This window comes from Mucilaginibacter sp. 3215, assembly GCF_050433785.1.
GTDB lineage: Bacteria > Bacteroidota > Bacteroidia > Sphingobacteriales > Sphingobacteriaceae > Mucilaginibacter.
In genome coordinates this window covers 57,088-78,030 of the sequence record NZ_JBNPWO010000027.1, presented here as the reverse complement: position 1 = coordinate 78,030, position 20,943 = coordinate 57,088, and the positions used below count along the sequence as shown (strand labels likewise).

The window sequence follows — 20,943 nt, the reverse complement described above, 5'->3', positions numbered from 1 at the left end:
TCCGGTAAGAATCCTTTCGACTCAAGTTGTTGCTTGTCATAGCCTGCTGGCGGAAGATTCTTTTCCTCAAGGTAAATGTTCAATTGGCCGTTCTCTGAGGAGCGGACATCTGTAAGTTCGAAGTATTCCAAAAGCCCTTCAGGCAAGATAAGGCGGACAAGTGTTTCGTATGCAGCTGACAAGTGTGGACGTTTTTATTTCTGCCTGCAAAGCAAACACTTTTTTAATTCCCCCACAATTTTTCTGCTTGATCCCTAAAACATGCGATTTGAATGAATCTTTTGGAGGGGTTTTAAAAGAAAAAGCCCCTAAATCATTTGATTTAAGGGCTTTTGAAGCGATTTTACTCTGCTTTTGTACTCAGAGCGGGAATCGAACCCGCACTCCGTTTACGGGAACAGGATTTTAAGTCCTGCGTGTCTACCAGTTCCACCATCTGAGCAGGTGTCTAACCTTTTAAAAATAAAACCCTTCTTTTTATCAGGAAGGGCTTTGAGCGAAAGACGAGATTCGAACTCGCGACCCCGACCTTGGCAAGGTCGTGCTCTACCAACTGAGCTACTTTCGCGTTGGTATTTTCCTCGCTTTGATCTGGCTTTCGTTAACTGGCTGCCTATCTCGTTTGCGGGAGTGCAAATATAGGCAGAAATGCATACTCTGCAAGGAAAAATTTAATTTTTTTGAAAATAGTTTATAACTCGCTGTTTTTCAAAATATCAGATATCAGTGCAGCTTCAAATCCGCGGCCCATGGCGTACTGCTGCAGCTTGTACCGGCGCTTCAGCTGGTTCTTCTCGGTTAGGGTCGCCTCTTTTTTTTGTAATAAGTGGGTCAAAGCAGCCAAATAATCGTCAGGATCGATAGTGAGGAGAGCTTTTTTGATCAATACATCAGGCACCCGTTTAAGTTTAAGCCCTTGTTTAATTTTAATACGCCCCCACACTTTTTGGTTAAATTTACTTTTAGCATAGATCCGTGCAAAGCGTTCCTCGTTAAGGAAATTACCTTCTATCAATTGGCTTATAATGCGTTCAACAGCATCAGGCCATAAGCCCCACTCGTAAAGTTTGTCGCGTACTTCCTGCTGGGCGCGCTCCTGGTAGGCGCAAAAGTGCTCGGCTTTTGCAAGGGCAACTTTTTCGTCGGTAATTTTAATTGATTTGGGCTGATCCATTTAAAAACCAAAATTCGTTAAAAATTATTCTATTTGTTTTAATATCTCCAAATTAGCAGGATGCCAAATAACACGTACACCATAAGCGCTATAAAAAAGATCATCAAGGCAGATGGAAACATCGTTGAAGAATACTCGATCAGTGCGCTTTTTACCGATAGCCGCCGGATCAACAACCCTGCCGAAGGCCTGTTTTTTGCCCTGAGCGGCAGGCGCAATGGCCATGAGTTTGTTGCCGAAGCTTATGCAGGCGGTGTGCGCAATTTTGTGGTAGAACATGGCCCGGAGTTTAACCTGCCCGGCGCAAACTTTTTGATCGTGCCCGATCCGCTGGCTGCCCTGCAAATGCTGGCAGCCTATCACCGCAGCCGTTTTAAGCTGGAGGTAATTGGTATTACGGGCAGTAACGGCAAAACTATTGTTAAGGAATGGCTTTACCAGCTGCTTTCGGCCGATAAAAATATTGTACGAAACCCTAAAAGTTATAATTCGCAAATCGGGGTGCCGTTGTCCGTATGGCAAATCAACGACCGGAACGAACTGGGGATTTTTGAAGCGGGCATCTCCACTGTAAACGAGATGAATAAGCTGGAGGCTATTATTAAGCCCGAAATAGGGGTACTCACCCATATAGGCCCTGCGCACGACGAGGGTTTTGAATCGCCCAAACAAAAGCTCCTGGAAAAACTTGGGCTATTCAAAAACAGCAGGCTGCTGATCCATAATTACGATCAGCTGATCGGCTTTGAAAAAGACATCGCGGCTAAAGAAACCTTTACCTGGAGCCGTAAGTTCCGTGAAGCTGACCTGTATGTTTTCAGCGAGACGGTGATCTCTAAAAATTATTACTTCCGTGCCCGGTACCAGGGTAAAGAAATAGAATGCCTCGTTCCTTTTACCGACCAGGCCTCGGTAGAAAATGCCATTACCTGTTGGGCTACTATGCTGGCTTTAGGCTACAGTGCGGTGGAGGCGGATAAGCGCATCGAGCGCCTCGCGCCGGTAAGTATGCGGTTGGAGTTAAAAAACGGCGTAAACAACTGTTCCGTTATTGATGATTCATACAATTCAGATCTGCAATCGCTGGAGATAGCGCTTAACTTTTTGTCTCAGCAAAATCAGCATCAAAAAAAGACGCTGATCTTGTCGGATATTTATCAATCGGGCCTGCAGCAGGATGTGCTGTACAAACAGGTGGCCGAATTGATCCGGGCTAAAAAGATTGATAAATTTGTTGGCGTAGGGGAGGCGCTGCTCAGCCACCAGCAATATTTTGACATAGCCCAACAGCATTTTTATGCCGATACAGCCACACTGCTGCAACAGTTAAAAGCACTCAATTTTAAAGATGAAACCATCCTGATCAAAGGTTCGCGCAGTTTTGAGTTTGAGCAGGTGAGCCGTGCGTTGGCCCAAAAAGCGCATGAAACCGTAATGGAGATCAACCTGAACTCCTTACTAAATAACCTCAACTTTTATAAATCAAAGCTTAAGCCCGGCGTAAAAGTGATGGCTATGGTAAAGGCTTTTAGCTATGGCAGCGGCACTTTTGAGGTGGCCAATATGCTACAGTATAATAAAGTAGATTATTTGGCGGTTGCCTATATTGATGAGGGGGTAGCTTTACGGCAGGCCGGGATTAACCTGCCCATCAAAGTGCTTAACCCCGAGGCTTCGGCATTTGATAAGCTCACCGAATATAAGCTTGAGCCTGTAATTTACAGTTTTGGTTTATTAGATGATTTTGTGAGCTATGCTTCGGCACAGAGCATTGCCGGTTACCCGGTGCATCTTAAAATTGATACTGGTATGCACCGCCTGGGTTTTGAAAATTACGAGATAGAAACCCTGTGCGATATGCTGGAGGTCAACCGTTACGTACGGGTGCAATCGGTATTTTCGCACCTGGTAGCAAGCGAAAGTCCGGAACACGACGAGTTTACTAAAAAGCAGATCAGGCGCTTTGAAAAGGCTTTTAAAGAAATAGAGCGCACACTGGGTTATAAGGTGATCAAGCACATCTGCAATACTGCCGGTATTATCCGCTGGCCTTCGGCACACTATGATATGGTTCGATTGGGGATAGGTTTATATGGGATCGACTCGTCGGTGCCGGAGTCTGATGCGGGCTTGCAGCCTATAGCCAGTTTAAAAACAAGCGTTGCCCAGGTTAAAAAGATTGGAAAAGGGGACACAATCAGCTACGGGCGAAGCGGGAGCCTTGTTAAAGACGGTAAAATAGCTACTGTTCGTATCGGCTATGCCGATGGTTACCTCCGTGCCTTCGGCAAAGGCGTTGGCAAAATGCTGGTGAAAGGCACGCTTGTGCCTACCGTGGGCAACATAACAATGGATATGTGCATGCTGGATGTGAGCGGCCTTGACGTGCATGAAGGCGATGAGGTGATCATCTTTGATGAGCACCAGCGCATTGAAGAACTGGCAAAGCAGATAGGTACCATCCCCTACGAAATATTAACCAATATTTCGCAAAGGGTAAAAAGAGTGTACTTTTACGAGTAGAAATCGGGGGCTTAAAATGAACAGGTTAGCGCGGGTATTATTCAGGTATTTTGTAAAAGGAATGTTGGTGGTTGTACCTGTAGGGGCCGCCATCTTCCTGATGTACTGGGCGGTGGCCAGCATTGATAAGGCGCTTAACTTGAGTGATCTTTGGGTTGATAAAACCGGAAAGCACATGTATATCCCGGGTTTGGGGATCCTGAATGTGGTAGTGGTTATCATGATCATGGGGGTACTGGTTACCAATGTGATCACCGAACCAATTAAAGCCTGGTTTAAGCGGTGGTTTGCACGTTTGCCCATCTTCGCGTTCCTGTATTCGTCGATAAAAGATTTGACAGAAGCCTTTGTTGGCGAAGAGAAAAAGTTCAACGAACCGGTACTGGTTGAAGTTAATGAGTTTGGTTTAAAAAAGATAGGTTTCCTGGTTCAGAAAGACCTGGCAAAGATTGGCTTGCCCGGCGAGGTGGCTGTATACTTCCCGTATTCCTACTCGTTTGCAGGGCAGGTGATCATCATTGCTGCCGATAAGGTAAAACCAATGGATAAGAGTGCTGCCGATGTAATGAAATTTGTGATATCAGGTGGGGTAAGCGGGCTGGATTAGCTCAGCCCGGCCCCCTCTAAATCTCCCCCTGTAGGCGAGACTTTTTTGAATTTTCAAAGTCCTCCCTTCCGGGGAGGGTTTGGGTGGGGTTTACATGTTCCTACGGTAACACCTCCACCTGTTTTGAATCTGTCACCCTGGCTTTCTTAAAACTTCTTATCGCTAAAAAAACAGCTATCAGCATCAATACAGCACCCAAAATATACGGAGCGCCCGGAAAATAGGTTGAAGTATTACGATGGGTGAACAAATGAAACACCGAACTCATTAACAGGGGGCCGATGATCACCGCTAAACTACTGATACTGGTCAATGAGCCCTGCAATTCGCCCTGCTCTTTAGCTGATACCGTACTGGTAATCATACCCTGAAGTGAAGGGCCCGAAATGCCGCCAAGGCAATAAGGTACCATAAACACATACATCATCCACCCCTGGTTGGCAAAAGCAATGAGGGTTAAGCCGATGGTGTAAAATAGTAAGCCGGCTACGATATTTTTCTCCTGCCCGAATTTAGGGATGGTAAACCTGATGAGCCCTCCCTGTATGGCTACCAGTACAATGCCGATGAAGAACCCTAAAAAGCCAATGCTTTTCAACGACCAGTCAAACTTTTCGGTTACGTAAAAGGATAACACATATTCAACAGCTTTTTGGGCGATATAAACCAACGAGAATGCTCCGATCAATCCGGTTAAGGATTTATAGCGCGACAGGCTGCGTAATGAGCTAATGGGATTAGCCTTCTTCCATTCAAAACGCCTGCGGTTTTTGATATTTAATGATTCGGGTAATACAAAATAGCCATACGCCGCGTTCAGGAGTGCCAGACCGGCCGCCAGCATAAAAGGGAACCGCACATTTAATGCACCCAAAAAGCTTCCGGTGCCTATACCAATAATAAATCCAAGCCCGGACGCTGCCCCAACTAAACCGAAGTTTGCCGCACGGTTTTTACCTGTACTGATATCGGCAATGTAAGCGGTTGCTGTGGTATTACTGGCGCCCGCAAAGCCTGCTATGGCACGGCCGATAAATAACCAGGCCACAGTAGGAGCAAAGGCCATAAAAATATAATCTATCCCAAAGCCAATAAGCGATCCTAACAATACAGGCCGGCGCCCGTACCTGTCGCTCAGGTTACCCAATAGTGATGAAAACAGGAACTGCATGGAGGCATACGTGAACGTTAAATAGCCATTATATTGCGCAGCTGTACTTACATCCATGTTGCCCAGTTTCTCGAGCAGTGAGGGCATTACCGGTATAATGATGCCTAAACCAAGTACATCAATAAAAAGCGTTACGAAAATAAATCCTAAGGCGGCGGTATGTTTTTTAGGTTTGGCGCTCATTAATAATGATAAAGGTTTAAGCTGATTAAAAGTTTTATTATGGGCTGTTTTACAGTTTGATATTTAATTTATACTTGCGCTTTTGCTATTCTTCGCTGTTGTTATCACCAACTTTGTGACCGGCAATAGTGCATTCATGATATTAAGACATGATTGTTTGCGACAACACCAACAACGGCAGGTTGAGGGTGTTTATCTATCAATTTTACAATATGGGCGTTGCCTGCGGCCCGGGCTTTCCGTTACAAGTCCTCGCTTTTCCCGCGCAAGCCCAATCCACGCTCCGGGCTTTCACTGCAATCCCTAACGCGGCTCCCGCTCATCGTCCCCTAAAATATATTTTAAACAACATCACGGTTTTTTCAGGATTTCCCCTGATGGCTACTTGCAATGACATGGTTTCTGTTTAATCTCCCAATAATTTCATCTTCCAAACACGTATGACAACAATACCAACAACAGCAAAGCTTTAAGCTTTGCGCATTCTGCTTTTGGCTTTTAATGCAAGGTTGCCAGGGCATCCACATCCTTTGCTGAGGTTTTCTTCACGTTTTTGAAATTACGGATAGCAAGCAACGCGCTTATCAACATCAGTATTGCACCTAAAATAAAGGGGGCTCCCGGAAAAAAGAAGGGCCTTTTATCGTTGGTGAAATAATAAAATAAAGTGGTCATTACCCAGGGGCCAAAAATGGCGCTCAGGCTCATGAGGCTGGTTAGGCCACCCTGAAGTTCGCCCTGTTCATTGGCGGGTACCTGGTTGGTCATGATGCCCTGCAACGCGGGGCCTGCAATACCGCCAAGGGCATAAGGCACCATAAAGGCAAACATCATCCAACCCTGGGTTGCCATAGCAAAAAGAATAAGGCCGATGCTATATAGCAGCAAGCCAACCCAAATGCAACGTTCCATGCCCAGTTTGGGCAGGATCAGGCGCATCAGACCGCCCTGTACCAGCGCTATCATCAGGCCTATAAAGGCAAGAGAATAACCAACGGTATCCTCGCCCCATTTAAACTTTTCGAAAGTAAAATATGTCCAAACGTTTTGTACGGCCTGCCCGGCAAAATATACCAGGAAAAGCGACAGGGCCAACCCCATAACCGATGGATATTTTTTAAGCTGCAGCAATGAGCCAAGCGGGTTTGCCCTTTTAATATCGAAGGGGCGGCGGTGCGCCTCATCCAGCGATTCGGGCAGGATGAAGAAGCCATAGAGGGCGTTCAAAAAGGCCAAACCTGCGGCAGCGAAAAATGGATATTGAACATCCATTTTACCTAACACACCGCCAATTGCCGGACCAATGATAAAGCCAAGACCAAAGGCAACGCCAATCATACCAAAGTTTTGGGCGCGCTTTTCGGGAGTACTCACATCGGCTATATAGGCCGATGCTGTGGTGAAGCTGGCGCCGGTAATGCCTGCAATTGCCCGGCCTAAAAATAGCCACCATATGGATGGTGCAAAGGCAAGGAACAAATAATCAATGCCAAAACCCAGTAAGGAACAAAGCAAAACCGGGCGGCGGCCATACTTATCGCTCAGGTTGCCTATCATTGGCGAAAAAAGGAACTGCATTACCGAATAGGCCAGCGTTAAAAAGCCGGCATACAACGAAGCTTCGCTTAACCCGGCGTGGATCAATTTTTCAATCAGTTTGGGTAGTACAGGTATGATGATCCCTAAGCCTACCACATCAATCAGTAAAGTAACGAATATAAAGCCTAAAGCTCCCTGGGGTTTATTCTTGGCGGACTTATCCATGGCGCAAAATAAATTATTAACGTTAATAATTGTTAAAATAATTGTATTTATAATAATTTGTATTTAACTTGAACTATATAATTAGTTAAACCTATGAAACCACACAAATCAATACTACTATTGCCGGCACTGCTGGCTGTGCAAAGTGTTTTTGCACAAAATAATCCTCTTACATTATCTGATAGTTATCCATCGACAACTGAAAAAGTTAAAATTACTTATAACCCGGAGGGTACGCCTGTTGCCGGTAAAAAGGATATCAGCGCAGAGGTATATTACATTGATGGGAAGGATAACCCGGCGGCCGACATCGAACTAAAACCTAATGGCGCTTTACTTTCCGGCGATTTTACCATTCCTGCCGCAGCGAAAGCCTTTTTTGTAAAGATTTTTAGTAACGGTGATATTGATAATAATAATGACAAAGGGTACATATACTTAATTTATAAAGATAAAAAACCTGTTCAGGGTGCTTATGAAGCAAAAGCTTACATATTGGCGAGTGGTGTTGGCAGTAATTTTGCCAAAATAAAAACCGATTCTGAAGAAGGCCTGGCCTTGTTTAAAAAGGAATACGATACTAACCCGCAGGCCGAAAAGCCCTATCAGTTTAATTATTACTACCTGTTGGCCAAGAAAAAGGACCCGGCTACCTCGGCCATGTTAAACGCCAAGGTTAAATCGCTTGAAAAAAGCACGGTAGAAAAAGATCTGATCCTGGCCGCTAATATCCTGAACTGGCGCAACAAAAAGACCTCTGCCGATTCATTGGGAGAGATCATCAAAGCTAAGTACCCTAACGGCGAATCCGTAAAAAACGAGGCGGAGTTTGCCATGATACGCGAGAAGGACGTACACAAAAAAGATTCGCTTTATAAAGCATATATAGCCAAATTCCCGGCTATGGCTACTGATAAAGGCTCACGGATCGATTACATAAGGGGGCAGCTGGCTACCGGCTTTTTGACTGATGGTAATACTGCTGCTTTTAATGCTTATGCAGCACAAGTCCAAAATAAATCAAGCATTGCAAACAGCTATAACAACATAGCTTATGGCTGGGCTCAACAAGATGAGCGACTTGATGAGGCTGAAAAGCTATCAAAACAATCATTGGACATCGTTACTGAAAAAATGAAGCATCCCGAGGCTTCGCCGTTTATGTCGGTAAAGAGCATGCAAAAGCAAAACAAGGATGTATATAACATGTATGCTGATAGTTACGCGTTCATTTTATATAAAGAGAAAAAATATGATGAGGCCCTTAAATATCAAAAAGATGTTTATACAGACAACAAGGATAACGACCCTATTACCAACGAGCATTACGTACTCATTTTAAATGCCCTTGGCAAATATGCTAAATCAAAAGACGTGATTGAAGGCGCATTTAAGGCAGCTAAAGTTTCCCCGGCTTTAACAACCGAGTTAAAAAAAGCCTATGTGGGCTTAAAAGGCAATGAAGCAGGTTACGATCGATACCTGGCCGGTTTATCGGCTATTGCAAAAAACAAAAAGAAAGAGGAGGTGGCTAAACAAATGATCAACGAGCCTGCTGCCAAATTTGCCCTTAAAGATTTTGCGGGAAAAACAGTTTCGCTGGCCGACTTAAAAGGCAAAATTGTTATAGTTGATTTTTGGGCTACCTGGTGCGGTCCTTGTAAAGCATCTTTTCCGGGGATGCAAATGGCTGTAAATAAATATAAGGATGATGAGGATGTGAAATTCCTGTTTATTGATACCTGGGAAAACGGCGATAATTATATTGATGGCGTAAAGAAATTCATTGCAGACAATAATTACACCTTTAACGTGCTGGTAGATGAAAAAGGCAGCGATGGCAGGCAATCAAAAGTGGTATCACAATTTGGAGTAACCGGTATTCCAACCAAGTTCATCATCGATAAAAACGGCAATGTCCGCTTTAAGGTTGTGGGGTTTGATGGCTCGGCTGATGGACTGGTAGATGAAGTGAGCACAATGATTGACATGGCAAAAGCGCCGGTTGCCGCGGAGGTTGCTGCTACGCCAAAACAAAACATGAAATAGCTGATTGCAAACCTAAAACTATATCAAAACAAAAATGCCGCCCTGTTGGAGCGGCATTTTTTATTGTATTGCCTGTTAAAAGTTTGGCTTAAGTACGTATTTGTTATAGAAACGGGTGATGTGCTCAACAGCCTCTTCGGCGGTATCAACCACGCGGTAAAGGTTCAGGTCGTCGGGATTGATATTGTGCTGGTCGTTCAGCATTTTTTCTTCAACCCATTTAAACAGGCCTTTCCAGTATTCAACTCCAACAAAAATGATTGGGAAACGGGCAATTTTACCGGTTTGGATAAGTGTAATGGCCTCAAACGATTCATCCATAGTGCCAAAGCCGCCGGGCAAAATGATAAAACCCTGCGAATATTTCATAAACATAACCTTACGGATAAAGAAGTAATCAAACTCCATGATCTTATCCCTGTCGATATATTTATTGTGGAACTGCTCAAATGGGAGTTCGATATTTAAACCTACCGATTTACCGCCGTTTTCATAGGCGCCCTTGTTGGCAGCTTCCATAATACCGGGTCCGCCGCCTGATATTACACCGTAACCATGCTCGGTAAGCAGGCGGGCGGTTTCTACCGCCAGCTGGTAGTATTTGTTATCGGTATGCGTTCGTGCCGACCCGAAGATGGATACGCATGGGCCAATTTTGGCCAGTTTTTCAAAGCCGTCAACAAATTCGGCCATTATTTTAAAGATCTGCCAGGAGTCGGTAACTTTAATTTCCTGCCAGTTTTTGTTCTCGAAAGCTTGTCTTATTTTATCTTCTCCGGTCATATTCTTTTTTTAGTCCGGAAGTTGGGGAGTCCAAAAGTCCGGAAGTGTTTTTTAGTCCGGAAGTCGGAACGTCCGAAAGTCCGGAAGTTTTTATTCTATATTAATTAATGCAAAGTACAAAGAAAATTGATTCCGGTTTATTTGTTGTTTTACTTTTTAATTACCCGATCTCCGGGCTTTCCGACTTACGGACTTCCCCAACTTTCGGACTCGAAGTAACCCACAGCCCAATAAATGTAATTAGTCCGTTTACAATGATGAGTTCGTTACCAAAAACATATCCGCCTAAAATTGATTTTGATTCGGCATTTAAAAAATAACATATAGCAGGAGAGAGTATGCAAATGAAGGGCACCAGTTTATCCATTACCTGCCTGTTGCCTACAAACAGGCCAAATGAATAAAGGCCAAGCAGCGGCCCATAGGTATACGATGCCACGGTGAATATGGCGCTAACTACAGCATCATTATTAATGGCGTTAAATATGATGATGGTTAAAAACATCAGCCCCGAAAAGGCAATGTGTACCCAATGGCGCACGGCCACCATTTTTTTGCTGTTCACATCCTTGCGCTTGTTAAAACCTAAAAAGTCTACACAAAAAGAGGTAGTGAGTGCTGTCAGAGCAGAGTCGGTAGTGGCAAAGGTGGCGGCTGTTAAACCCAGCATAAATATCATAGCCGGAACCAATCCTAAATATTGCAGGGCTATAGTAGGGTACAGGTAATCGGTTTTGGTAACATTGATACCGTTTTTAGCGGCGTACATGTAAAGCAAAGCGCCTACGCTCAGGAAAAATATGTTAATAATCACGAAAACGCCAACAAAGCTGAACATGTTTTTTTGCGCTTCTTTGATATTTTTAAGGCTGAGGTTTTTTTGCATCAGGTCCTGGTCAAGCCCGGTCATGCCGATAGTGATAAACATGGCGCCTAAAAACTGTTTACCTAAATGCAGCTTGTTGCTCATGAAATCGTTAAAGAAGAATATTTTGGAATAGCTGCTGTTTTTGATGGTTTCGGCAGCTTCAAAAATGTTCATGTGCAGGCTTTGGCAAATAAAATATATCGACAGGAAAACAGATGTTACCAGGAAAAATGTTTGCAAGCTGTCGGTAATGATAATGGTTTTCAATCCTCCCTTAAAGGTGTACGACCAAATGAGCAGCAAACAAATAAGCACCGTAACCGCAAAGGGAATATGGTAGCTGTCGAAAATAAACTTCTGCAGTACGATAACCACCAGGTATAACCTGAATGCCGAGCCGATAACCCGGCTTACCAGGAATATAGCAGCAGCTGTTTTATAGCTCCAAACGCCTAAAGCGCCTTCAATGTAGCTGTAAATGGATGTGAGTTTAAGCCGGTAATATAAGGGAAGCAATACCGTGGCTATGATGAAAAAGCCCGCGGCGTTGCCCAGCACAAACTGGAAATAGGCAAAATCATCGGTGCCAACCTTACCGGGAACGGAGATAAAAGTAACCCCGCTCAATGCCGTACCTATCATCCCGAAGGCAACTAAATACCATTTGGAATTTCGGTTGGCTACAAAGAAGGTGTCGTTATCCGAAGATTTTTTTGATGTAAGCCACGAGATGATTAGCAATACCAAAAAATAACCGATGATGAATGACAATAATACTCCGGGCGACATAGATGTGTGTTATGTTTTTTTCTAAAGTCGGAATCTTTTTTCAAAAAAGGTAATTATTGTTTGATGGGTATTTTAGCTCCCGTCATTGCGAGGTACGAAGCAATCGCGAACTTTACAGGGAAACCTTACATGGCCCTCTGCAAATCGGGGATTGCTTCGTACCTCGCAATGACGGTGGAGATGATGTGATTGTTGGAAAATGCAATCACATAAAAAATATTTACCTTCGCACAATGAATTTTTCGTCCAAATTGCTGGAAAATGCTGTAGCCGAATTTGCTAAATTACCAGGGGTAGGTCAAAAAACCGCCCTTCGTTTGGTGCTGCATTTACTTAACCAGGATAAGCAGGATGTTGAACGTTTCAGTACCGCGGTAACCAAACTTCGCAACGAAATACAGTTTTGCCGGGTTTGCCATAATATCTCTGACCAGCCGGTTTGCGAGATCTGCTCATCGCACCGTCGCGACCACAGCCTTATTTGCGTAGTTGAGGATACCCGCGATGTAATGGCTATTGAAAATACAAATCAGTTTAATGGCGTTTACCACGTGCTGGGCGGCTTAATATCGCCAATGGATGGCGTTGGGCCGTCAGATTTGCAGGTGGATACGCTGGTTGAACGTCTTAAGCCAACCACCGATAACGAGGTTAAAGAAGTGGTTTTTGCCCTCAGCGCCACTATGGAAGGTGACACAACCTTATTCTACCTTCATAAAAAATTAAAAAATTTCAATATTACCATCACAACTATAGCTCGTGGCATAGCTTTTGGTGGTGAATTAGAGTACGTAGATGAGATAACTTTGGGCCGTTCCATAGCTACCCGCGTTCCGTACGAAAATTCACTATCTAAATAGCATGAAACTATCTATAGTTGTTGTAAGCCATAATACCTGCAACCTGCTCAGAATTGCCCTGAATGCAGCGGTCAGGGCTGCCCAGGACATTAGTCACGAGGTTTTTGTGGTCGACAATGCTTCGGCTGATAAGTCGATAGCCATGTTAAATACTGAATTTCCGGACGTAAAGATAATAGCCAGCGATAAAAACGAGGGCATGGCCCGGGCATATAACCATGCACTTAAACTGGCTACGGGCGAGTATATTTTACTGGTCAATGCGGATACTATTACAGGCAAGAAGACCATAGAAAAGGCCCTTGAATTTATGGATCTGCATACCGACGCCGGTGGTTTGGGGGTACGTATGATAACTCCTGAAGGTAAATTTTTGAAAGAATCAAAACGCGGGTTCAACAAGCCCTGGGAAACCTTTTTCAAGCTTACCGGCCTGGCAAAACACTTTTCAAAATCAAGGCTTACCAGCCCGCAAAGTAAAGATTGGGTTGAAGAGTTTCAAACCTCCGAATCGGATATCATCAACGGTGCCTTTATGCTGCTGCGTAAAGAGGCACTTAACCAGGTAGGATTAATGGATGAGCGTTTTCATACCTATGGCTACGACATCGATTATTCATACCGGATCAGGCTTGCCGGGTTTAAAAACTACTATTTCCCCAAAACATATATCATCAATTTTAACATACAAAACAAGGTTAAATTTAGCTGGGCACACATTAAAGAATATTATGGGGCGATGATTATCTTCGCCTCCAAATATTTATTTAAGGTGCCCGAGCTTAAGGTGGAAGGCATCCCCCAGCTAATTCCTCCTTCGTATGAAGTTAAATGATAAGATTGTAATCATCACCGGCGCCTCGTCGGGCATCGGGAAATCACTTGCTTATGAATGCGCCAAACGCGGTGCCAATGTGGTACTGGCGGCAAGGCAATATGTTACCCTTTGCCAGCTTACCGAACAGTTGGAACGAGAATATAAAATCAAAGCATTAGCTGTACAGTGTGATGTAACCAATGAAGATGATTGCGCTCAGCTTATTAAACAAACCCTTATTACTTTTGGTAAAATTGACGTATTGATCAACAACGCAGGCATCACTATGCGCGCCCTGTTTAAGGATGCAAAAGTGGATGTGCTAAAACAGGTGATGGACGTTAATTTTTGGGGAATGGTTAACTGCATCAAATATGCCCTGCCCGAAATTACTAAAACCAAAGGCAGTATAGTAGGCGTATCATCTATAGCGGGGTATAAAGGTTTGCCCGGCCGTTCAGGTTACTCGGCATCAAAATTTGCCATGAACGGCTTTTTAGATTCATTGAGGATCGAAAATCTTAAAACAGGGGTACATGTATTAACAGCCTGCCCTGGCTTTACGGCATCAAACATACGCAACACCGCTTTGAACAGCGAAGGTAAACAGCAAGGCGAGAGCACCCTCGAAGAACAAAAAATGATGAGCAGCGATGAGGTAGCCAAACATATTGTTGATGGCATTGAAAACCGGGTCCGCACATTAACCCTCACCGGCCAGGGCAAACTTACTGTAGCCCTGAGTAAATTTATACCGGCATTTTTAGATAAAATGGTTTATAAGCATTTCACCAAAGAACGGGACCCGCTTCTTCGTTAGTCATTCTTTCATTGGGTCATTGAGTCATTGCACTTACGCTGCAAAAAAAATGACTTAATGACGCAATGACCTAATGAATGATATCATATGCACTGATCCTGCTCAAATCCAATACAACGCGGCCTGTTTCGTCGCGCTCAAAGGCAGGTTTAAATTTAGCGTCCCATACAAAATCGTCGTATTGGTATGAAGTACGGGAATGGACGGTTTGCGAAAAAGTATCGTCGAAAGTTTTCAGGATTACCGAAAGGCCGGCTTGCCTGCGTTCAAGCTCCTCGGGTGTGATATCTTTAATCGGGCTGTTTTCATCAAGCGGATGAACTACTGTCCAGTTCAGGGTTAAGATACTAACCCGGGTTCGTTCCAGTTCGAGCTGGAAGAATTTACGTACGGTTTTGCCGTTTTCCTCGTCGTTATAGCTGAAAACTACTTCCATTTCCAGGTCGATGAGGATATTTCTGCGTTCGTTCGCCAGGCGAAACATCAAACCTTTACCGCCATCGCGATAGGGCGCGATAAGCACATTGCGGCTATACGTGATCTTGGCCGAGGGGCGCGAAAAACGACCGTAAAGTAAACCGGTTGCCAAAGCAAAAGCCAGCAGGCCCATCATTGATTCGAGCGCGGCGATGGTATTGGGAATCATGCCCCTGGGACTGATATGGCCATAGCCTACGGTTGATATGGTTTGTGCTGAGAAAAAGAAGGAATCCATAAAACGGTCAAAATCGGTATTGCCGCTTTTGCCGTCAAGCACATCGGGACCTAACGAGAAATAAATGAATGCGAAAATAATGTTTACTATAAAGTAGCAGCTAAAAACTATGAACCAAAACTTGCGCCAGCTCATGGTAATGAGCGAGTGGTAGTTGTTTGATGTAGTAAAAAACGGAAGGCCGGTACGTTTTACATTGATAGTACCATCCTTATTTATAACCGGCTGGCTTTTAATAACCGGCTGGGTACCAAAACCAAGATCATCTTCGGGATTAATTTTCTCTTTATGTATGGCCATAGGGCTAATTACTGAATTATTGAGTTATTGAATTATCGATTTTTAGAAAATGTTTATAGCTTGCTCTGATCTTCTACTAATTTAGTAGCTAAATCAATAATTCAATAACTCAATAATTCAATAAATGTACTGTTCTGTTTGTTTTTATAAAAACTATTTACATATTTGTGCCAACAAGTAACAATGACAAAATTAAACAACAATTGGTGGTGGCTTAACGAGTAATCGTAAGGCAATTCCATGTTTGTTTAAAAGATATATTCAAAAGGGTTGCCATACGGCAACCCTTTTTTTATGCTTCGCCCCCCGGCCCCCTAAGGGGGGAGTAACGGCAAAAGGGGGCAAAAACTTTAACAATAAACTCCCCCTTTAGGGGGCCGGGGGGCAAGCAAATGAAACAGATACTTAATCATCTTTTTGAACACAAAACCTTTAGCAGGGAACAATCAAAAGGCATTTTGATAAACATTGCGCAGGGTAAGTACAATAACGCACAAATGGCAGCTTTCATGACAGCCTATTGTATGCGAAGCATTACCGTTGAAGAACTGGAAGGCTTTCGCGATGCCATGCTGGAACTTTGTCTGCCTGTTAACCTGGAAACCGAAGGCCTCATTGATCTTTGTGGTACCGGGGGCGACGGTAAAGATACTTTTAACATTTCAACGCTTGCTTCATTTGTTGTTGCGGGTGCAGGGTATAAAGTGGCCAAGCATGGTAACTATGGGGTATCATCGGGCTGCGGTTCATCAAATGTGATGGAGTACCTGGGTTATCAGTTTACCAACGATATTGACAAGCTGAAACGCAGTACCGATGAGGCGAATATCTGTTTTTTGCATGCGCCGTTATTCCACCCGGCCATGAAAACTGTAGCTCCTATCCGCAGAGAGCTGGGTGTTAAAACTTTCTTTAACATGCTGGGGCCGATGGTTAACCCGGCTAAACCAGATAATCAGCTGGTGGGGGTGTTTAATTTGGAGCTTGCCAGGGTATACGCTTACCTTTACCAAAAATCAACTACAAAATATACCATCATAAACGCCCTAGAAGGCTATGACGAAATCTCATTAACCTGCGATTTTAAGACTTTCTCTGCTGATGGCGAAAAGATCAACAGTGTTGAAGACCTTGGTTTTGAATTGCTTGATCCTAAAGAGATTGTTGGCGGCGATACGGTTGAGGCATCTGCAGCAATATTTAGCAATGTACTTAAAGGCGATGGCACTTTGGCACAAAACAATGTAGTATTGGCTAACGCCGCGCTGGCAATTAAAACCATCGGCCCTGAAAAAACTTTTGGTGATTGTTTTTATGAAGCCGAAGAAGCATTGTTAAGCAAAAAAGCGCTGAGGAGTTTTAATACTTTATTACAAAACTAAACCATGAAAATAAAGGTTTGCGGTTTAAAACATCCTGAAAATATTAATGCGGTTGTCGCTTTGCAGCCCGACTATGCAGGCTTTATTTTCTATGGCAAATCGCCCCGTTATATGGCAAACCTGGCGGCAGATGCGTTGCCAACTATACCCGCCTCTATCCAAAAAACGGGCGTTTTCGTAAATGAAAGCGCCGAAAATATTGATCGCCTGATCGTTGAATATGGCTTTAACGCGATTCAGTTGCATGGTGATGAAAGTCCGGAGTTTTGCGCTGCTTTTAAAGGTAGGGTAACCGTGATCAAAGCTTTTGGTATTAACGAAGATTTTGATTTTGAACAGTTAAAAGATTATGCCAACAATGTCGATCTTTTCCTGTTCGATACCAAAACAAAAGAATATGGAGGCTCAGGCAAAACTTTTGACTGGGCTATTCTTGATCAATATAAACTGGACATTCCCTTCTTTTTATCTGGAGGGGTGGGACTGGAAAATATAAAAGAGGTTAAAAACATCACACATCCCCAATTTTATGGGGTTGACCTTAACAGCAGGTTTGAAAATGAGCCCGGCTTGAAGAATATCGAAAAATTAAAAGAGGCATTTAAAATCATCAAAAATAAAACACAACAGATGAAATACGGAGTTAACGAACAAGGTTATTATGGCGATTTTGGGGGAGCATATATCCCTGAAATGTTGTACCCTAACGTAGAGGAATTAAGGGAGCAATACCTCAATATCATAAACGATGATGATTTTAAAGCCGAGTTTGATGATCTGCTTAAAAACTATGTCGGCCGGCCTTCTCCGTTATATCATGCCAAAAGGTATTCGGAAAAATATGGCGCTAACATATTTTTTAAGCGGGAAGACCTGAACCATACCGGCTCGCATAAAATTAACAATGCCATTGGGCAGATCCTGTTAGCAAAACGCCTGGGTAAAAAGCGTATCATTGCCGAAACCGGCGCAGGTCAGCATGGCGTGGCTACCGCTACTGTATGCGCACTCATGAATATTGAATGCGTTGTTTACATGGGCGAAATTGACATGGTAAGGCAGGCGCCAAATGTGGCCCGTATGAAAATGCTGGGCGCTAAGGTTGTACCCGCCACATCGGGCAGTAAAACACTTAAAGACGCTACCAACGAGGCACTGCGCGATTGGATAGGCAACCCGGTTGATACGCATTATATCATTGGTTCGGTGGTTGGCCCGTATCCATACCCGGATATTGTGGCCCGTTTTCAGGCCATCATATCACAGGAAACAAAGGCGCAGTTGTTTGAGCAAACCGGCAAGGAGTTACCGCAATATGTGATGGCTTGTGTAGGCGGCGGCAGCAACGCTATGGGGATGTTTTTTCATTTTATAGAGGATGAGGCTGTGAAACTGGTTGCTGTTGAAGCAGCAGGCAAAGGTGTAAATAGTGGTGAATCGGCCGCTACAACAGCTTTGGGCGATGAAGGGGTGCTGCATGGCAGTCGCACCATATTGATGCAAACCGAAGACGGACAGGTGGTTGAGCCTTATTCAATTTCGGCGGGACTGGATTATCCGGGTATAGGGCCGCAGCACGCACATTTGTTTAAAACCGGCCGCGGACAATATGTAAGTATTACCGATGAGGAGGCTTTGCAGGCAGGTTTACTTTGCTGTCAGCTGGAAGGAATTATCCCGGCCATTGAAACAGCCCATGCTTTGGCACAGTTGGAGAAAATGAAGTTTGAGGCTAATGATAACGTGGTGATCTGTATTTCGGGCAGGGGAGATAAGGACCTGGATACGTACATTAATTATTTCGGCTATTAATTTGGAAATAGTAAAATACCTCGACTGGGTCTTAGAGACCGACCGGCTTAAGAACGAGGCTTTGTATAAAAAAGTAGAGGTAACCGGAACCCAAAGTTGCGGTTGCGAAGATTGCCAATATTTTGACAGCATAAGAGATGAATTTTTTCCAGAGGAGATAAAGCAGCTTTTTGCACAATTAGGCATCGACATTAAAAGGAATTTTAACGTGGATGGTTTTGGAGGTGGACAGATGGGGCAGAGTTTTAACGGACAATTCCACTTTAAAGGGCAATTGCTTGAAGGAGAGGATTGCTACGTACAAACCGAATTTGGCGGCTATCAGCTTAATCTGCAATCGGTAAGTGATAACTTTAAAATAGGGTTCACCAAAACAACATCACCATCGTTTTTTAACGATGAAACAGATATTATAAAAATAGAATTTATGGCCCGGGTGCCATAACAAACAAATAAAAATACAATAACCGGCTATATCATGAACCGTTTAAACAAGCTTTTTGCATCAAAGAATAACAACCTGTTATCTATATACTTTACCGCAGGCTATCCTGCACTAAACACTACGGTTGATATTGCCGAAGCCCTTGAAAAATCAGGTGCCGATTTCCTGGAGATCGGTTTCCCTTATTCTGATCCGGTGGCTGATGGGCCAACTATTCAGCATAGCTCAGAGGTAGCATTGGAAAATGGCATGAGCCTTAAAGTTTTGTTTGAAGAGCTTGCCGAACTACGCAGCAGGGTAAGTATTCCTATTTTGCTCATGGGCTATTTTAATCCCATTGCACAGTATGGTGTTGAACGGTTTTGTAAAAAGGCTGCCGAGGTAGGTGTTGACGGTATTATTGTACCCGATCTGCCGATCTATGAATATGAAAAAATGTACTCGTCATATTTTATCGATAACGGCCTGAGCAATATATTCCTGGTAACCCCGCAAACATCCGAAGAGCGCATCCGCAAAATTGATGAACTGAGCAACAGCTTTATCTATCTGCTGTCGTCGTCAACAATAACCGGCTACAACCTGAAACTGAGTGATAGTGTAGAAGAATATTACAAACGCATTACCGCGATGAAGCTAAAGAATCCAACCATTATTGGTTTTGGGATTACCGATAGCAGCAGCTATGCCAAAGCATGTAATTATGCCAATGGGGCAATTATAGGCAGCAAATTTGTGAAACTTTTAGGCGAGCAAGGTTATATGGATAAGATTGATGGGTTTGTTAAGGGGATAAGGCCGTAAGTCCAATTTCCATCCCGTCATTGCGAGTATCCATCAGGGAAACCCTGAAAAAAAATGTAATGACATGTAAAATATATTTTAACGGTGTTGCGCGTGGGCCGCGTTAGGGATTGCAGTGTAAAGCCCGGAGCGCGCAAAGGGTTGCGGGCAGGAAAGGCGAGGACTTGCAACGGAAAGCCCGGGCCACAGGCAACGCCCATGTTATAAAATCCATCAAGAAAAATATACTTAATAATCAATAACTTACAACCACGTCATTGCGAGGTACGAAGCAATCCCCGATTAGCAGAGCAGCTATGCAAGTATCTCTGTAAAGTTTGGGATTGCTTCGTACCTCGCAATGACGGGTGATAATAATTAAAACTACAAATACAACTCCAAATCACCTTTACCTTCACGCACAATATCAAAGTCGCCGGTAGTGCAATCAACTATGGTTGATGGGATGTTATCGCCATAACCGCCATCAATTACAATATCAACCAGGTCTTCATATTTTTCGTGGATCAGCTCCGGATCGGTTGAATACTCGATAATATCGTCGTCATCCCTGATAGATGTAGAAAGTATCGGATTGCCCAACACACGCACAATTTCGCGGGCTATATTATTGTCGGGCACCCTGATACCAACCGTTTTTTTGTTGGAGCTGAGCATTTTGGGCACCATATGACTGGCATTGAATATGAATGCAAATGGCCCCGGCAACGCTTTCTTGAGCACACGGAAAGTAGTATTGTCAATGGGTTTGATATAGTCAGAGATATGGCTCAGGTCATAGCAAATGAATGAGAAATTAGCCTTTTCGGGTTTGATATTCCTGATCTTGCAAATGGCCTCAATAGCGCGGTGATTGGTAATATCACAACCCAAACCATAAATGGTATCGGTAGGGTATATGATGAGGCCGCCTTTTTTTAACACCTCCACCACCTGCTCAATAGCTTTAGGATTGGGGTTTTCGGGATATATTTTAATTAACATAAGTATAAGAACAAATATAGCGCTACTTGGTTTAAAAACGAGGCTTGAACGCGCTTTAAATCATGTGTTTGCGATGATTATCTTATGATACTG

Annotated in this window: 17 protein-coding genes, 2 tRNA genes and 1 pseudogene; 10 read left to right on the top strand and 10 right to left on the bottom strand. The window is 43.7% G+C overall.

Annotation, left to right across the window (positions count from 1 at the left end; all coding sequences use genetic code 11):
* From ABIC84_RS26250 to ABIC84_RS26235, 4 genes and pseudogenes are all read right to left on the bottom strand, one after another.
* Positions 1 to 182, bottom strand: a pseudogene (locus ABIC84_RS26250) (ISAon1 family transposase N-terminal region protein); the annotation flags it as partial.
* A gap of 175 nt (positions 183 to 357) precedes the next feature.
* A tRNA-Leu gene (locus ABIC84_RS26245) sits at positions 358 to 442 on the bottom strand.
* Between the two features lie 53 nt (positions 443 to 495).
* Positions 496 to 568: transfer RNA gene (locus ABIC84_RS26240), tRNA-Gly, on the bottom strand.
* Positions 569 to 691: 123 nt separating this feature from the next.
* Positions 692 to 1,174 (bottom strand): regulatory protein RecX, encoded by a 483-nt coding sequence (locus ABIC84_RS26235; protein WP_429265495.1) that lies wholly within the window; start codon positions 1,172 to 1,174, stop codon positions 692 to 694.
* A gap of 60 nt (positions 1,175 to 1,234) precedes the next feature.
* On the opposite strand from ABIC84_RS26235, the gene ABIC84_RS26230 reads away from it, so the two are divergent.
* Together ABIC84_RS26230 and ABIC84_RS26225 are read left to right on the top strand one after the other, a co-directional pair.
* Positions 1,235 to 3,697 carry a bifunctional UDP-N-acetylmuramoyl-tripeptide:D-alanyl-D-alanine ligase/alanine racemase gene (locus ABIC84_RS26230; protein ID WP_429265494.1) on the top strand — a complete coding sequence of 821 codons (2,463 nt, stop codon included), beginning with the start codon at positions 1,235 to 1,237 and terminating at the stop codon, positions 3,695 to 3,697.
* 16 nt (positions 3,698 to 3,713) lie between these two features.
* Complete coding sequence (locus ABIC84_RS26225) at positions 3,714 to 4,304, top strand: DUF502 domain-containing protein (RefSeq protein ID WP_429265493.1); 591 nt, start codon at positions 3,714 to 3,716, stop codon at positions 4,302 to 4,304.
* A gap of 100 nt (positions 4,305 to 4,404) precedes the next feature.
* On the opposite strand, the gene ABIC84_RS26220 is transcribed toward ABIC84_RS26225, so the two are convergent.
* Positions 4,405 to 5,658 (bottom strand): TCR/Tet family MFS transporter, encoded by a 1,254-nt coding sequence (locus tag ABIC84_RS26220; protein WP_429265492.1) that lies wholly within the window; start codon positions 5,656 to 5,658, stop codon positions 4,405 to 4,407.
* A gap of 498 nt (positions 5,659 to 6,156) precedes the next feature.
* A complete protein-coding gene (locus ABIC84_RS26215; protein ID WP_429265491.1) occupies positions 6,157 to 7,422 on the bottom strand; it encodes a TCR/Tet family MFS transporter in 1,266 nt (421 codons plus the stop codon).
* A 93-nt stretch (positions 7,423 to 7,515) separates the two neighbouring features.
* Here ABIC84_RS26215 and ABIC84_RS26210 point away from each other — a divergent pair, with 93 nt between their 5' ends.
* Positions 7,516 to 9,471: a TlpA family protein disulfide reductase gene (locus ABIC84_RS26210; protein ID WP_429265490.1), complete on the top strand. Its 1,956-nt coding sequence runs from the start codon at positions 7,516 to 7,518 to the stop codon at positions 9,469 to 9,471.
* A gap of 75 nt (positions 9,472 to 9,546) precedes the next feature.
* Here ABIC84_RS26210 and ABIC84_RS26205 read toward each other — a convergent pair whose 3' ends face one another.
* Both ABIC84_RS26205 and ABIC84_RS26200 read right to left on the bottom strand, forming a co-directional pair.
* The gene (locus tag ABIC84_RS26205) at positions 9,547 to 10,254 is read right to left on the bottom strand and encodes a TIGR00730 family Rossman fold protein (RefSeq protein WP_090533093.1); all 708 of its coding nucleotides are present in this window, start codon (positions 10,252 to 10,254) and stop codon (positions 9,547 to 9,549) included.
* A gap of 160 nt (positions 10,255 to 10,414) precedes the next feature.
* Complete coding sequence (locus tag ABIC84_RS26200; RefSeq protein ID WP_429265489.1) at positions 10,415 to 11,911, bottom strand: sodium:solute symporter; 1,497 nt, start codon at positions 11,909 to 11,911, stop codon at positions 10,415 to 10,417.
* A 233-nt stretch (positions 11,912 to 12,144) separates the two neighbouring features.
* Between ABIC84_RS26200 and recR the strand changes: the two genes are divergently transcribed.
* From recR to ABIC84_RS26185, 3 genes are read left to right on the top strand one after another with little or no spacing between them, the layout of a single operon-like run.
* The gene (gene recR, locus ABIC84_RS26195) at positions 12,145 to 12,771 is read left to right on the top strand and encodes a recombination mediator RecR (protein WP_112654519.1); all 627 of its coding nucleotides are present in this window, start codon (positions 12,145 to 12,147) and stop codon (positions 12,769 to 12,771) included.
* Position 12,772: 1 nt separating this feature from the next.
* Positions 12,773 to 13,606, top strand: coding sequence for a glycosyltransferase family 2 protein (locus tag ABIC84_RS26190; RefSeq protein ID WP_426585960.1), 834 nt, complete (start codon positions 12,773 to 12,775; stop codon positions 13,604 to 13,606).
* On the top strand, positions 13,593 to 14,408 hold the full coding sequence (locus ABIC84_RS26185; protein ID WP_429265488.1) for an SDR family oxidoreductase: 816 nt from the start codon (positions 13,593 to 13,595) through the stop codon (positions 14,406 to 14,408). Before ABIC84_RS26190 ends, ABIC84_RS26185 begins: the two co-directional genes overlap by 14 nt.
* 70 nt (positions 14,409 to 14,478) lie before the next feature.
* Here ABIC84_RS26185 and ABIC84_RS26180 read toward each other — a convergent pair whose 3' ends face one another.
* On the bottom strand, positions 14,479 to 15,423 hold the full coding sequence (locus ABIC84_RS26180) for an ion channel (RefSeq protein ID WP_429265487.1): 945 nt from the start codon (positions 15,421 to 15,423) through the stop codon (positions 14,479 to 14,481).
* A 392-nt stretch (positions 15,424 to 15,815) separates the two neighbouring features.
* Between ABIC84_RS26180 and trpD the strand changes: the two genes are divergently transcribed.
* From trpD to trpA, 4 genes are read left to right on the top strand one after another with little or no spacing between them, the layout of a single operon-like run.
* Positions 15,816 to 16,805 carry an anthranilate phosphoribosyltransferase gene (trpD, locus tag ABIC84_RS26175; protein WP_429265486.1) on the top strand — a complete coding sequence of 330 codons (990 nt, stop codon included), beginning with the start codon at positions 15,816 to 15,818 and terminating at the stop codon, positions 16,803 to 16,805.
* A gap of 3 nt (positions 16,806 to 16,808) precedes the next feature.
* Positions 16,809 to 18,617, top strand: a complete 1,809-nt coding sequence (locus tag ABIC84_RS26170) for a bifunctional phosphoribosylanthranilate isomerase/tryptophan synthase subunit beta (protein WP_429265485.1) — start codon at positions 16,809 to 16,811, stop codon at positions 18,615 to 18,617.
* A gap of 1 nt (position 18,618) precedes the next feature.
* Positions 18,619 to 19,062, top strand: coding sequence for a hypothetical protein (locus ABIC84_RS26165; RefSeq protein ID WP_426585970.1), 444 nt, complete (start codon positions 18,619 to 18,621; stop codon positions 19,060 to 19,062).
* Between the two features lie 33 nt (positions 19,063 to 19,095).
* The gene (gene trpA / locus ABIC84_RS26160; RefSeq protein WP_429265484.1) at positions 19,096 to 19,866 is read left to right on the top strand and encodes a tryptophan synthase subunit alpha; all 771 of its coding nucleotides are present in this window, start codon (positions 19,096 to 19,098) and stop codon (positions 19,864 to 19,866) included.
* 363 nt (positions 19,867 to 20,229) lie between these two features.
* Here trpA and ABIC84_RS26155 read toward each other — a convergent pair whose 3' ends face one another.
* Positions 20,230 to 20,850 (bottom strand): L-threonylcarbamoyladenylate synthase, encoded by a 621-nt coding sequence (locus ABIC84_RS26155; RefSeq protein ID WP_429265483.1) that lies wholly within the window; start codon positions 20,848 to 20,850, stop codon positions 20,230 to 20,232.
* Positions 20,851 to 20,943: the final 93 nt, after the last annotated feature.